At 43.3% G+C, this 13,531-nt stretch carries 12 protein-coding genes and 1 pseudogene; 11 read left to right on the top strand and 2 right to left on the bottom strand.

Going from position 1 to position 13,531, the window contains the following annotated elements:
- Positions 1-13: 13 nt before the first annotated feature.
- The gene (locus L0B18_RS06690) at positions 14-1,261 is read right to left on the bottom strand and encodes a M48 family metallopeptidase (RefSeq protein ID WP_234570614.1); all 1,248 of its coding nucleotides are present in this window, start codon (positions 1,259-1,261) and stop codon (positions 14-16) included.
- 251 nt (positions 1,262-1,512) lie between these two features.
- Here L0B18_RS06690 and L0B18_RS06685 point away from each other — a divergent pair, with 251 nt between their 5' ends.
- The 8 genes from L0B18_RS06685 (at position 1,513) to L0B18_RS06650 (ending at position 9,621) form a co-directional block, all read left to right on the top strand.
- Positions 1,513-3,387 carry a phosphoenolpyruvate carboxykinase (GTP) gene (locus tag L0B18_RS06685; RefSeq protein WP_234570613.1) on the top strand — a complete coding sequence of 625 codons (1,875 nt, stop codon included), beginning with the start codon at positions 1,513-1,515 and terminating at the stop codon, positions 3,385-3,387.
- Positions 3,388-3,530: 143 nt separating this feature from the next.
- A complete protein-coding gene (locus L0B18_RS06680) occupies positions 3,531-4,475 on the top strand; it encodes a ring-cleaving dioxygenase (protein ID WP_234570612.1) in 945 nt (314 codons plus the stop codon).
- An 18-nt stretch (positions 4,476-4,493) separates the two neighbouring features.
- Positions 4,494-5,156 (top strand): alpha/beta hydrolase, encoded by a 663-nt coding sequence (locus tag L0B18_RS06675; protein WP_234570611.1) that lies wholly within the window; start codon positions 4,494-4,496, stop codon positions 5,154-5,156.
- 116 nt (positions 5,157-5,272) lie between these two features.
- The gene (locus L0B18_RS06670; RefSeq protein WP_234570610.1) at positions 5,273-5,647 is read left to right on the top strand and encodes a hypothetical protein; all 375 of its coding nucleotides are present in this window, start codon (positions 5,273-5,275) and stop codon (positions 5,645-5,647) included.
- 145 nt (positions 5,648-5,792) lie between these two features.
- Positions 5,793-6,320, top strand: coding sequence for a hypothetical protein (locus L0B18_RS06665; protein ID WP_234570609.1), 528 nt, complete (start codon positions 5,793-5,795; stop codon positions 6,318-6,320).
- A gap of 122 nt (positions 6,321-6,442) precedes the next feature.
- A complete protein-coding gene (locus L0B18_RS06660; protein ID WP_234570608.1) occupies positions 6,443-7,996 on the top strand; it encodes a cation:proton antiporter family protein in 1,554 nt (517 codons plus the stop codon).
- Complete coding sequence (locus L0B18_RS06655) at positions 7,993-8,640, top strand: DsbA family protein (RefSeq protein WP_234570607.1); 648 nt, start codon at positions 7,993-7,995, stop codon at positions 8,638-8,640. The genes L0B18_RS06660 and L0B18_RS06655 overlap by 4 nt, the downstream gene beginning before the upstream one ends.
- Before the next feature lie 75 nt (positions 8,641-8,715).
- Positions 8,716-9,621, top strand: coding sequence for a diacylglycerol/lipid kinase family protein (locus L0B18_RS06650; protein ID WP_234570606.1), 906 nt, complete (start codon positions 8,716-8,718; stop codon positions 9,619-9,621).
- On the opposite strand, the gene L0B18_RS06645 is transcribed toward L0B18_RS06650, so the two are convergent.
- Positions 9,615-9,815, bottom strand: a complete 201-nt coding sequence (locus L0B18_RS06645; RefSeq protein ID WP_234570605.1) for a hypothetical protein — start codon at positions 9,813-9,815, stop codon at positions 9,615-9,617. The two genes, L0B18_RS06650 and L0B18_RS06645, sit on opposite strands and share 7 nt — an antisense overlap.
- Before the next feature lie 117 nt (positions 9,816-9,932).
- On the opposite strand from L0B18_RS06645, the pseudogene L0B18_RS06640 reads away from it, so the two are divergent.
- From L0B18_RS06640 to L0B18_RS06630, 3 genes and pseudogenes are all read left to right on the top strand, one after another.
- A pseudogene (locus L0B18_RS06640) lies at positions 9,933-11,243 on the top strand (choice-of-anchor B family protein).
- Positions 11,240-12,157, top strand: a complete 918-nt coding sequence (locus L0B18_RS06635) for an aldo/keto reductase (protein WP_234570604.1) — start codon at positions 11,240-11,242, stop codon at positions 12,155-12,157. Before L0B18_RS06640 ends, L0B18_RS06635 begins: the two are co-directional and overlap by 4 nt.
- Positions 12,158-12,300: 143 nt before the next feature.
- Positions 12,301-13,530 carry an aminotransferase class I/II-fold pyridoxal phosphate-dependent enzyme gene (locus L0B18_RS06630; RefSeq protein ID WP_234570603.1) on the top strand — a complete coding sequence of 410 codons (1,230 nt, stop codon included), beginning with the start codon at positions 12,301-12,303 and terminating at the stop codon, positions 13,528-13,530.
- Position 13,531: the final 1 nt, after the last annotated feature.

The following is a 13,531-nucleotide window of genomic DNA, read 5'->3' as shown; positions in this document are numbered from 1 at the left end:
GACATTCTTATCGTCACTTCGTTTGCTTTCTCTGTCCCCGAATCGCCTCTATCCTTTTCAACACTGGTGGATGCGAGTAATTCAGAAACACATAAAACGGATGAGGCGTCAAGTTGCTCAGGTTATCTTTTGAAAGTTTTTTGAGCACATTTACCATCTCTTCCGGTTGCTGAATAGTCGTTACCGCATAATGATCTGCCTCAAATTCATGAGTTCGACTCAATTTCTGCATCCCGATCCCTAAAATAGTTTCGATGGGCGAATAAAGCATCCCGAAAAAGAGCAGCCCGGCATACACACTCATTTCTTCCATATAGAATGCATTAAAAAGCGCTGGAACTTTCAGAAAAATGGATAACAACGCAAACATAACTCCGGTATGCAGAATGCTGATCGCCATATTTTTTACAATATGTTTCTTTTTATAATGGCCGATTTCGTGAGCCAACACAGCGACAAGTTCCTCTTTTGTATGATTTTCAATCAGCGTATCGAACAGGGCAATTCGTTTATTTTTCCCAAAACCTGTAAAAAAAGCATTGGATTTTGAGGATCGTTTGGAGCCGTCCATCACATAAATTTCCTGAAGTGGGAAATCTACTTTCTCAGCATAATTTTCGATGGCCTTACGCAACTCTTCATCTCCTAAAGGCTCGAATTTGTTAAATAGCGGCATAATCCAGGTAGGCGCTACATACTGCATAATCAGGGAAAAAGCTGTTACCGCTAACCAGGCATAGACCCACGCCCAGCTTCCTCCATATTCAAAAAATGCAATGATTCCCGCAAGGAGCGGCAATCCAATCACAGCACCAAGCAACAATCCTTTCAAACGGTCAATCGCAAATGTTTTGGGAGTTGTTTTGTTGAAACCGAATCGCTCTTCAATTACAAAGGTAGAATAAATGTTAAATGGAAGATCAATAATGGTTTTGCCAATGATTAAAGCTCCAATAAATATCAAACCGGTACCAATCACACCAAGGTCAAAGCTCCTCGCCCATTGATCAAGCCAGTTGAATCCTCCTGCAAACCAGAAGACGAGTAACAATATCAAATCGAATGTACCGGTCAGAAATCCAAAACGCGTATTTACCCGGGTGTACTCCTGCGATTTTGCGTATGTCTCCTCATCATACACTCCTTCAAATTCATCGGGAAGTTCGGTTGACAGAGCTTTGAGGTTGAGACGATTGGATACAATTTCAAGTACAAAATCAACCAGAATTGCTGCAAGTATGATAATGGTAAATATATTCATGGAGAGTACTATTTATGGAATTTCAATTCTGACAATTCAAAGCCGTAAAGGGGGACAAAGGTACAAAATTATTTCTACAAAAATGCACCATTTAAGACCCTGAAGGCCTTTTTTAGTCCATTCCTCCGTGGAAGCGATTTCCGAAAAAAAGATGTTTTTGAGATCGATTTTAAGGTAAAATTGTCTTTATTCTTTTATTTTACAGGTAGAGAAATAAAGAGAGTTACCTATAACAATTAAAAGAGAAAAACATGACAACATTAGCCCCCTCAATCAACGCTGAGGCGCCTACCAAAAACAAACAACTTCTTAAATGGGTACAAGAAATTGCTGATTTGACCAAACCAAATGAAGTGGTTTGGTGTGACGGCTCGCAAGAAGAGTACGACAACCTTTGCCAGGAAATGGTGGATGCAGGAACATTCATCCGCTTAAATCCTGAAAAACGCCCGAACAGTTATGTGGCTTTTTCGGATCCATCTGACGTAGCACGGGTTGAAGACAGAACATTCATCAACAGCTTACGAAAGAGCGATGCCGGCCCAACCAATAATTGGGAAGATCCTAAAACAATGAAAAAAGTTCTGAATGAACTTTTTGACGGTTCCATGAAAGGACGAACCATGTATGTAATTCCTTTCAGCATGGGGCCGCTTGGATCACCCATTGCCGAAATAGGTATTGAAATAACCGATTCACCTTATGTTGTGACCAACATGAGAATTATGACACGGATGGGACAAGCCGTTCTTGATGTTCTTGGCGATGATGATTTTGTGAGATGCCTGCACTCTGTTGGCGCACCGCTGAGACCCAGTCAGGAAGACGTACCATGGCCTTGCAATCGCGATACCAAATATATCTGCCATTTCCCTGAAGAAAAACTGATTATGTCTTATGGATCAGGCTATGGCGGAAACGCACTTCTTGGTAAAAAATGCTTTGCCCTGCGAATCGCATCAACCATGGCCCGTGATGAAGGATGGCTGGCTGAACACATGCTGATTCTCGGTGTAGAATCTCCCGAAAAAGAGAAAACATACGTGGCTGCTGCCTTTCCCAGTGCCTGTGGGAAAACCAACTTTGCAATGATGATTCCTCCCAAAGGTATTGACGGATGGAAAGTAACCACTATCGGCGATGACATTGCATGGATCAAAAAAGATGAAGAAGGTCAACTGAACGCCATCAACCCTGAAGCCGGATACTTTGGCGTGGCTCCCGGCACCAATTATGATACCAACCCAAACGCGATGGAAAGCAGTTCTAAAGACACCATTTTCACCAACGTAGGCCTGACGCCCGACGGTGATGTATGGTGGGAAGGAATCGGTCACGAATGCCCGGAAGGAACCATCAACTGGCAACGAGAATTACACGATCCAAAATCCGGCAAAACCGTTGCTCATCCAAACGCACGATTTACAGCTCCTGCAGCCAACTGTCCTTCTATTGATGATAATTGGGAAGATCCTGCCGGTGTGCCCATCAGTGCATTCATCTTTGGCGGCCGCCGAAGTACAACCGTTCCCCTGGTTTATCAAACCTTTAACTGGAATTTTGGTGTGTACGCTGCTGCCACGATGGGTTCTGAAATGACAGCCGCCGCCTTTGGAAATATCGGCGCTGTTCGCCGCGATCCATTTGCCATGCTTCCGTTCGCCGGATATCACATGGCCGATTATTTCAATCACTGGTTACAGATGGGCCGAACACTACCGAATGCTCCGCGAATTTTTGCCGTAAACTGGTTCCGAAAAGACGAAAACGGCAAGTTCATATGGCCGGGATTCGGACAAAACATGCGCGTGCTGAAGTGGATTGTTGAACGTGTTCACGGAAGATCTTTCGCTGTTGAAAGTCCGCTTGGATGGATGCCTCGCCATGAAGATATCGACTGGGCAGGAATGGAAGACTTTAGTGAAGAAGAATTCCAAAAACTGATGACCGTTGATCGCGAAGCCTGGAAAAAAGAAGTTTTAAGCCATGAGGAATTGTTTAGCAAGTTGTATGACAAACTACCGAAAGAGTTCTTGTTCATGCGCGAACTGTTGCTTTCAGCTCTCTGGCGATCTCCGGAACAATGGAAACTGGCCCCTGAACGGCCACATCATCCGGAAATATAAATTTTATCTGATCACGTAGCTTTGTCCCCTCGTCCCATTTATTTGGGGCGGGGGTTTTTTATAGGCTATTTAGTTTAACATTGAACTATTTTCTTTTCTTTCCGGTTTTTATTTCATATCAAAAAAAGAAATGGTAACTGATCATGGATGAAATGCCTGAAAGAATAAACGGATTACATCATATAACAGCGGTGTCTGGCCCGCCTCACCTGAATTATGATTTCTATACCCGCGTGCTGGGACTTCGTTTCACAAAGAAGACTATCAACTTTGATGATCCCTACACCTATCATCTCTACTACGGTAATTATGAAGCCACGCCCGGCAGTTCAATTACTTTTTTTCCGTGGCAGGGAGTTCCGCAGGGAATACCGAACACCGGTGAAGCGACTGTTGTTTCATACGCCACGCCGAAAAATTCGCTTGATTTCTGGCGAGAACATTTTGCAAAGAATGATGTTGAAATTTTGCCTCATGAAAACCGGTTTGGCGATAAACAAATCCGCGTCAAAGATAGTGAAGGGATGATCATTGAAGTGGTTGAATCAACCGGAATCGATGAAATCAAACCCAAAGAAACGGATGGGATTCCGGCTGAATTGGCCATTCGGGGATTTTTCGGAACGACACTTTCACTGGCAGATACTGGCCGAACAGCAGAACTTCTCCGGGAATTCGGATGGAAGGAGACTAATAAAGAGTCGGATATTACTCGTTATGTTTCAGAGCCGGAGAATCATTTAGGCGCTGTCATCGACCTCAAAAAAGAACCGAATTTGCGGGGACGGTTTGGGCGCGGATCTGTTCATCATATTGCTTTCCGGGTTCCTGATGATGAAAGCCAGCTCGCTTGGAGGGACAAATTGATAGACCTTGGATTTAATCCCACCCCCGTACAAAACCGGCAGTATTTCCGCTCAGTCTATTTCCGGGAACCGGGCGGCGTCCTGTTTGAAATCGCTACGGACATCCCGGGATTTACCAAAGATGAAGATCTTGAAACTCTGGGAACGGAACTGAAATTACCACCGTGGTATGAAGACCACCGCCAGGATATTGAAAACCGGCTTCCACCACTTGAAGTTTAAATCTTAAAATATGGATTCATGTTCAGAGCAAACTCCAAAAAACCTTTCAACGGTCCGCATCAAAATTCTAATACCGTAACAGCAGGCGTCTCCCCTGGCGATGCGGATTTGGCGATGATACTCATTCACGGGCGGGGTACTTCTGCGGAAAGTATTATTACACTCGCAAATGAATTTGATACCGGAAATATTCATTATCGGGCGCCGCAGGCCAACCACCATACTTGGTATCCCTATTCTTTTTTGCAGCCAACCGAACGAAATGAACCCGGCTTATCCTCTGGACTTCAAGTAATTTTTGACATGATTTCAGATCTTGAAACAGAAGGCATTCCAAAAGAAAAAATTATTCTTTTGGGATTTTCACAAGGCGCTTGTCTCGCTACTGAGTTTGTGGCCAGACACCCTTCCAAATATGGCGGACTTGTAGCACTGAGTGGCGGACTGATTGGTGAAACGGTTCAGCCCGAAAACTATGAAGGCAATCTTGCCGGAATGCCCTATTTCGTTGGCTGTTCAGATGTTGATCCGCACATACCTGTTGAACGGGTTAATGAATCGGTGGAAGTCCTGAAAAGTCTTGGAGCGGAAGTAACAAAAAAAATCTATCCGGGAATGGGCCATACCGTAAATCGGGATGAGATTGATCACATCCAAAAAATAATTTCTAAGTTTTCCTGACGTTATTCGTGAGCTATAATCAGAGTTAGAGAAATGATTCAGAAAAAATTTTACGCTGGTTGACAACTTCTATTCTCAACCAACGTAAATAGCTAGTAAAATTTGTATACTTAGTCATGAGGTTTTTACCCAAAATAATATCTTTTCTTCTGGCGGTTGGCATTGTATTTAGCTCTGTTAACCGGATAGAGACTTTCACTGAAGTTGAGACGGTATATTCTCATTCTCAGGAGAATGAAGCTCCGGCTTACAGGGAAATATCGGTTCCAACTTTGTGGGCTGTTATCAACCTTGAGACCAGTGCTTCAAATCTGCTGTTCGCCCAATCTTCTTCAGATTCTGAGGAAGATCTGCAAGATCAAACAAAATCAGATTTAGCCCGGGAATCGGCGCTTGAAAGATACAGTTCTATCTATCTTGTACTTTCGCGAAGTGTTGTCGGCAGTTCTTCAGTAAGGGAATTGTTATATCCATTCTATTTCTACTTTTAAACTCTCCTTCTTTTTTAATACCCGGGGCTCCTGTCACGTCTGAGCCTCACCAAAATTTCCTATACACATATCCACTCTGATTCATATTTCTTGTCAAATGGACAGAGCATGTGGAGTGTGTTCACTCAAAAAATTTTATACGACAATGAAAGTAGATTTACCCTCTGTAATTATCAGTTTTTTTGCTTTGGCAACATTTTTTGTACCCATCACCTGGTATCATATTTCAGAAAAAGCCAAAGTGAAAAAATTAACTGAAATACTGAACCAGTTTGCGAACGAGAAAAATATCTCCCTGACTAATCACGAAATCTGGGGAGATTTTTATGCCTTTGGCATCGATGAAAAAAGCAAAAAACTTCTATACGTCAAAGCCAATAAAGACAATGAAGAGAAAATATTTGTTGACCTTTCCGAAATTGACAATTGTAAAGTTGTGAATGGCTCTAAAAACATTCGCGGTGCGAAAGGAAATGTGAGCTTCACAAATAATATTCGTCTTCAACTCCATTATAAAACATCAGGAAAAGCATCGGAATTTCTTGAAATTTATGATGGTGAAAACGGCAAGTCGCTTACATCAGAAATCTCAATCGCCAATAAATGGTCGAGAAAAATCAGTTCTTTGTTACACAAACGTTCTGAATCCAGGTATAAACTCCCGCTGATTTAAAATATCTCCCGGAGCCATCCATTTTCTTGTGGCTCCGGGCTTCTTAACAAAGTGATTCACTCCTAAACAATTGGTACATTCTACATCATTATTAATTCAAACCCGGATACCCTTTGTTTTAGATGGATATTATTTGGATCGGCCTTGCATTTTTATTTGGATTTGGAGTTTCGCGTATTCAACTTCCTCCACTGGTGGGTTACCTCATCGCGGGGTTGGTTCTCTCCATCGCCGGCTACGAACCGGGACCTATGCTCCACGAAATCTCTCATCTTGGAGTACTCTTCCTGTTGTTCACCGTTGGTTTACACATTCGCCTGAAGAATATTCTTCGGTTTGATATTCTTGGCGTTAGCCTCTCTCACCTTGTCTTTTCAACGCTGTTATTTACACCGGTTGCACTGGCATTTGGATTTGAGCTTCAGTCTGCCATCATTATTGCCATTACTCTCGGATTTTCGAGTACAGTTTTAACGGCAAAAAATCTTGAACGGCGAAATGAATTAGGTGCATTTTACGGCCGAACGGCCATTGGTATCCTTGTCGTCCAGGATCTGGTTGCAATCGCGTTAATTGCTTACACCGGCGGCGGCGTTCCCTCTTTGTGGGCGCTTTCTCTCTTTGCTCTCCCGATTCTTCGGCCGGTTCTTTTGCGGTTTCTCGAAGACATCCGGGATGATGAAATCTGGATGTTGCTGGGGCTTGGTCTCGCACTTGGCGGAGCTGCTCTTTTTGACCTGTTCCATCTCTCAGGCGAACTTGGAGCCCTTGCCGCAGGAATGCTGCTGGCGTCTGATGAACGAGCCGATAAAATCGGTAAAAAAATGTGGGGAGTGAAAGAAGCATTTCTTGTAGGCTTTTTCCTGGAAGTGGGCCTCACAGGCTTCCCGGATTCCCGGGGTTTCTATATGCTTGCCGTACTTCTTTTATTACTCCCGGTTAAATCCATTGTCTTTTACCTTCTTTTTACAAAGTTAAGACTCAGGGGCCGAACCAGTTTCCTGGCAAGCATATCTCTCACATCATACAGTGAATTCACTTTAATTGCCGGTGCTGTTGCTATTCAGAATGGATTTCTTCCTCCGGAGATTTTAGTCGTTCTTGGGCTTACAACAGCCATTTCTTATGCCATGAACTCTCCCATCAGCATCAAGGAAGAGAGACTCTGGACCAAGTGGCATGACTACTTGATAAAATTCGAACGAGCCGGCAGACACCCCGAACACGAAACGGTTTCCCTTGGTTCTGCCGAATTCCTGATTGTAGGAATGGGCAACGCCGGCCGCGCCGCTTATGATAAATTAAAAGCCGATGGAAAAGCAGTTGTAGGGATGGATATTGACCCCGCACGCATCGAGCGAAACCTTGCAGCAGGCAGACGTGTTGTATATGGTGATATTCAGGACAGAGATTTATGGATAAGTCTCGATCTGGAAAACATCAAATCCGTAATGATTGCAATGGGCAATGAAACAGTGAAAGAAAATGCGACAAAAACCCTTCGTGCAACCGGTTTCGATGGATTGATTTATGTGTTAACCATGCGCGAAGAGGAAGCACAAATTATGCAAGAAGCCGGTGCCAGCGCCGTCTCTATTCCTATCAAAGAGGCAGGTGAGCGGCTGGCTGAATTAAGTGCGGCAATTGATAACAAAGAAGCAGACAGTACTCCATGAAACCCACATTGATATATGCTTTTGATCCGCTTTGCGGGTGGTGTTTTGGTTTTCATCCGGTTATAAAACAACTAACCGATCGATTTTCTGATCAGTTAAACCTGAAAATTATACCGGGCGGCCTTGCTACAAAAGAAAATGTTAAAACTGTTGAGGAAGGATATCCCAACCTGCTGTCTCTACTCCCTCAGGCAGAAAAAACAACCGGCATTACGTATGGAAAAAATTTCAAGCTTCTGCTTGAAGAGGGTTCGTATCTCATGAACTCCGAGCCTTCCTGCCGTATTCAAAATGTAGTGAATGAACTTAATCCTGATATAGCTCTAGAATTTGCCGGGCGGCTTCAGGAAGCCATTTTTATACATGGGAAAAACCTGAATGAATGGGACACATTTGAAGAAATACTTTCAGAGTTTCCAGTTAATCTCAAAGATGCTAAAACGCTCTACCAGAGTGAAAACATGAAAGAGATAACCGAACAGAATTTTGAATGGTGTGCAAAGCACGGCGCCACAGCTTTTCCCACTCTGCTTCTTCAAATTGGTGATGAAATCGGAATTCTCTCCCGCGGATATCGGCCCTTTGACACTTTGGAATCTCACCTGCATCATCTGCTCAACAATATCCAGAAACTTCAGAACTGACGAACCCGGGCGCTGACAACCCTTTCTGTGGGTTAAACAGCTTTTAAATACCTTTCTTTTGATGTAGTATCCGGTATGCAAAATCAGAATACACGGATCTGCTTTATCATCAATCCGGCGGCCGATCGTCATCGGTCTGCAAAAAATGCCGAGTGGCTGAGACAGGAGGCTTCCAAGCTTTGGAAAAACCATGAAATTGTTATCGCTGATAAGCGCGATTCCCTTTCCGGTCTTGCAAGAAAAAAATCAAAAGAGTTTGATGTCATTGTAGCCTGTGGCGGAGATGGCACAATCAGTCAAATCGTCAATGGATTGGCGAAAACGAGTGGAACTCTGGGTGTACTCCCCATCGGTTCCGGCAATGATTTTGTGAAATCAATTGGGTTAAAAAAATCACTTACGGAATGCCTTAAAGTTCTTCATCAAAATCATACCACAAAAATTGACCTGATTCGATACGAGGGCGATATACAGGGTTGGTGTGTCAATACTATCGGGATTGGAATTGACGGATGGGCAAATTTCTATGCGCATCAAACGTCGTGGTTAAAAGGAAGAATCACCTATTACTATGGCGCTTTAAAAGCCATTCTGAAATTTCATGGATCAGAAATGCAGATAAAATCGCATAACGATGAAGAAAAAAATAATTTTTTAATGATAACTGCATGCAACGGAAAATGGGAAGGCGGGAGTTTTCTGGTTGCACCGGATGCAGACTTGCAGGATGGGGAACTTGATATTCTGACCGTTAAAAAAGTCCCACAACTGTTGTTGCTGGCCTACCTCCTCCGATTTCGATGGGGGCCTGCAAAATGGATGAAAGGTGTAGAAAAAAGCCGAACCACAAATCTTGAAATATCGAGCGCCGTTCCTTTGGCGGTTCACAGAGACGGTGAGCATTTGGGAACGGACATCCGCAAATTAAAACTCACCGTAGAAAAAAATTCATTAAATGTGATTGTTCCTGAAGATTATTGAATCTGATAGTACTCTTCGTAAACGTAATTCCACAATCCGGCAAGATTGGAACCCTTGTTATGTGGATTTTTGGAAGAAGATGATTTCATGGCATCAATACAAGCTCGTTCCCGTGCATGACGGATGGCTTTCATTTGGTGCTTCGTTGGATTTTCTATCATTTCCTCATACATCTCAATATCAGAATCAGACATAATAAATATTGTATATTATTGGTTGTGTGATCGTATTATAAAAATGGAAGAAGTGCTCGTTAAGTCAAGTTCTAACATCCACTTTTTTTAGCCATATCACTATTTATAACGAGTTTAATGAACAAAATGTTTCGTTATTTCCTCCTAATAAGCCTTTTATTTACAATACTTTTGACAGCTTGTGACCCAAGCACAGGCCCGGCAGATCTTGATTACACCCCTTGTGAAAATGGAAAGGCTGAATCTTATCCCTGTAATAATATCGGGCTTTATGCGCACGTTCCGGTCTCCGAACTTTCAGGTGATTATTTAAACGATATTTGGGGTTGGATTGACCCGATAACCGGCAGCGAGTACGCGATTATTGGCATGAATAGTGGCGTGGATATCGTAGATGTGACCGTTCCTTCCGAACCCGTTGTCGTTGGATTTATCCCGGATGCAAATGAAACGCCTGCAAAATCGCCCGATTTTCAAGCTCATGATGATGGCGAAGGCTTCAAGGAGAACTCTCCCTGGCGTGATATGAAAGTCCATAATAACACGCTTTACATTGTCAGCGAACAAAATAATTATGGACTGCAGGTCTTCGATCTGACTCAGCTCCGAATTGTGAGCAAAACGGGTATCACATTCTCCAATTATGTGCGCTATACCGATTTTGGAAATGCTCATAACATCAACATTAACAGCGATAGCAATTTTCTTTATGCCGTTGGAAGCACAACCGGTTCGCTGTGTGCAGAACGTGGCGGACTCCATATGATTGATATCTCCGAACCCCTTCAACCCGAATATGGCGGGTGTTATTTTGATGAAAATGCTGGCGGAATAACTGAATCTGGATACATTCACGACACTCAATGTGTGATATACACCGGACCGGATGAAGAGCACAATGGAAAGGAAATCTGTTTCAGTTCAGGCGAAAGTGCTTTCTTGATTTCGGATGTAAGCAATAAAGAAAACGTATCCACCATTTCAATTGGAAATTATCCGGGCCAGGCCTACATGCACCAGGGATGGTTGTCTGAAGACCAGCAAACTTTCTTTATGAATGATGAACTGGATGAAGCACGATTTCATCATAATACCCGTACTTATGTTTGGGATATACAGGATCTGGACAATCCTGAGATGATTGGATTTTACTAGCACGACACTCAATCGAGAGACCACAATCTGTATGTTGAGGATAATATGATGTACCAGGCGAATTACATGTCCGGACTTCGGATTCTGGATGTTAGCAATCCAAATCCTCAAAATATTTTTGAAATTGGATATTTTGATACAACCCCGGAAACTCCAGAGGAAGATTTATTAACCTTCGGCGGCCTTTGGTCTGTTTACCCCTGGCTTTCAGGAGATAAAATCATTGTGAGTGATATTGAACAGGGGCTTTTTATTCTAAGATTTGAACCATGACTCAAACTGCAAAAACACGCTTAAAACTCCACAAAGACGGCCCCGAATTTTCGAAACTCGCAGCTGGTTTCTGGCGGCTTAACGAGTGGAATATGTCTACACCTGATCTCATCGATTTCATTGAAACCTGCCTTGAACATGGCATTACTACCTTTGATCACGCTGATATTTACGGCAATTATCAAAATGAAGGAATTTTTGGAAAGGCTTTGAGAGAAAAACCAGAACTACGCTCCCAAATGGAACTGGTCTCAAAATGTGGAATTTGCCTGCCGGTGAAAAGTCGACCGGAGCATAAAATGCAGCATTACAATACAACTGCTGAACACATCCGCAAATCGGTAGAAAATTCCCTGAAAGAGTTGCATACAGAATATCTGGATCTGGTTCTTATTCACCGTCCCGATCCGCTCATGGATGCATCAGAAATGGCCGACATTTTCATGAAGCTCAGGGAGGAACAAAAAATCCGCCATGTGGGCGTATCCAATTTCACTCCGTCACAGTTTCAGATGTTTCAAAGTAAACTGGATATTCCACTGGTCACAAACCAGGTGGAATGCTCCGTTTTACACCTTGATCCTATTTATGACGGCACTTTCGATCAATGCCAGGAATATGGCATTTCGCCGATGCTTTGGTCCCCATTTGCAGGCGGAAAGCTTTTTAAAGGGGATGGAAAAAGAGTCAAACGCATCAAGAAAGTTGGAAAAAAACTTTGTCAGAAATATGAAATCGAACTCGACCAACTTGCGCTTGCCTGGTGCCTGAGACTTCCCTGCAATCCTCAACCGGTGTTGGGAACGGGTAAAAAAGAACGTATTATCAAGGCGGTTAATGCTTGGGATGTAGATCTGGATCGGCAGGACTGGTTTCATTTGCTTGAAGCATCGCAGGGAGAACCCGTACCTTAAATAATATCTCAGAAATTATAGATGTCTCATTACTTTTGACATGCTTTCCAATTTCCTTACTTTTGAACAATCAAACTTTTCTAAAAAAATAGTAACGCTTAAAATAATAATCGGGCAAAAAAAATTTAGCTTAATTTTCTTTTATGGATCTATTTAAAAAGCTGGAAAACCGTCCAGGACCGTTGGGTGAATTTACTTCAGACGGATACGGCTATTACACATTCCCCAAACTGGAAGGACCCTTGGGGCCCCAAATGCGGTTCAACGGTAAAGATGTCATCGTGTGGAGTATTAACGACTATCTTGGCATCGGCGCCAACCCAAAAATTCGCGAGGTAGACGCTCAGGCAGCAAAAAAACATTCACTCAGCGTACCAATGGGTGCACGGCTTATGACCGGAAACTCTGATCAGCATGAAGAACTTGAAAAAGAACTCGCTGACTTCGTTCATAAACCGGATGCACTTCTGCTCAATTACGGTTATCAGGGAATCATGAGTGTGATTCACTGCCTGGTAGACCGTAACGATTTTCTGATTTACGATGAACTAAGCCACGCTTGTATCGTTGACGGAAAGCAACTCGCCATGAGCGAAAAATCCGTTTACAAACACAACGATATCGACAGCCTGGAGAAACAGCTGAAAAGAGCTACCTCCAAAGCCAAAAAGAACTCTTCCATTTTGGTGGTTACAGAAGGCGTTTTTGGCATGACAGGCGATCTCGGGAAGCTCAAGGAGATCATCGCACTCAAAGAAAAATATGATTTCCGTCTTTTGGTTGATGACGCCCACGGACTCGGAACCCTTGGCGAAGACGGCTCGGGAACCGGAACACACCTCGGCTGCCAGGATGGAATTGATATCTACTTCGGAACGTTTGCCAAATCCGTTGCATTGATCGGCGCTTTTGTAGCTACCGAGCCACGGGTAAAAGAATTTTTGAAAGCAAACGCACGAAGCCAGATTTTTGCAAAATCTCTTCCACTTGCCATTGTTGAAACGGCCCGGGAACGAATCAAACTAATTCGACAAAATCCCCAGTGGAGAGAAAAATTGTGGGAAAATACACTGAAACTCAGAAACGGCCTCCGAAAAATCGGTTATAACGTTCTGCCGTCAGAAAGTCCGGTTACCCCGGTTTTGACGGAAGGAAGCACCGATCTCTGTACAACCATTATGCGTGAAATGCGCGAGAAGCATGGTGTATTTGTGAGTGGCGTGGCCTACCCGGTCGTTCCGCGTGGAATGGTTTTGATCCGGCTGATTCCGATGGCATCGCATACAGACGAGCACATTGAAAAAACACTCGATGCGTTTGAAGCCATTAAGCCGATTGTTTTCCAGAATATCAGTGAGAAAATTTCTGCCTGAT

Origin of the sequence: Rhodohalobacter sp. 614A (assembly GCF_021462415.1) — a bacterium.
In the GTDB taxonomy this organism is placed as follows: domain Bacteria; phylum Bacteroidota; class Rhodothermia; order Balneolales; family Balneolaceae; genus Rhodohalobacter.
This window is presented reverse-complemented; position numbering and strand designations above follow the sequence as displayed.

Bases quoted from the DNA above. Each gene is read 5' to 3' on its own strand.
- L0B18_RS06670 (WP_234570610.1), top strand. From the start codon at position 5,273: ATGAGGTTTTTACCCAAAATAATATCTTTTCTTCTGGCGGTTGGCATT.
- L0B18_RS06655 (WP_234570607.1), top strand. From the start codon at position 7,993: ATGAAACCCACATTGATATATGCTTTTGATCCGCTTTGCGGGTGGTGT.
- L0B18_RS06650 (WP_234570606.1), top strand. From the start codon at position 8,716: ATGCAAAATCAGAATACACGGATCTGCTTTATCATCAATCCGGCGGCC.
- L0B18_RS06675 (WP_234570611.1), top strand. From the start codon at position 4,494: ATGTTCAGAGCAAACTCCAAAAAACCTTTCAACGGTCCGCATCAAAAT.
- L0B18_RS06680 (WP_234570612.1), top strand. From the start codon at position 3,531: ATGGATGAAATGCCTGAAAGAATAAACGGATTACATCATATAACAGCG.
- L0B18_RS06645 (WP_234570605.1), bottom strand. From the start codon at position 9,815: ATGTCTGATTCTGATATTGAGATGTATGAGGAAATGATAGAAAATCCA.
- L0B18_RS06685 (WP_234570613.1), top strand. From the start codon at position 1,513: ATGACAACATTAGCCCCCTCAATCAACGCTGAGGCGCCTACCAAAAAC.
- L0B18_RS06665 (WP_234570609.1), top strand. From the start codon at position 5,793: ATGAAAGTAGATTTACCCTCTGTAATTATCAGTTTTTTTGCTTTGGCA.
- L0B18_RS06660 (WP_234570608.1), top strand. From the start codon at position 6,443: ATGGATATTATTTGGATCGGCCTTGCATTTTTATTTGGATTTGGAGTT.
- L0B18_RS06635 (WP_234570604.1), top strand. From the start codon at position 11,240: ATGACTCAAACTGCAAAAACACGCTTAAAACTCCACAAAGACGGCCCC.
- L0B18_RS06690 (WP_234570614.1), bottom strand. From the start codon at position 1,261: ATGAATATATTTACCATTATCATACTTGCAGCAATTCTGGTTGATTTT.
- L0B18_RS06630 (WP_234570603.1), top strand. From the start codon at position 12,301: ATGGATCTATTTAAAAAGCTGGAAAACCGTCCAGGACCGTTGGGTGAA.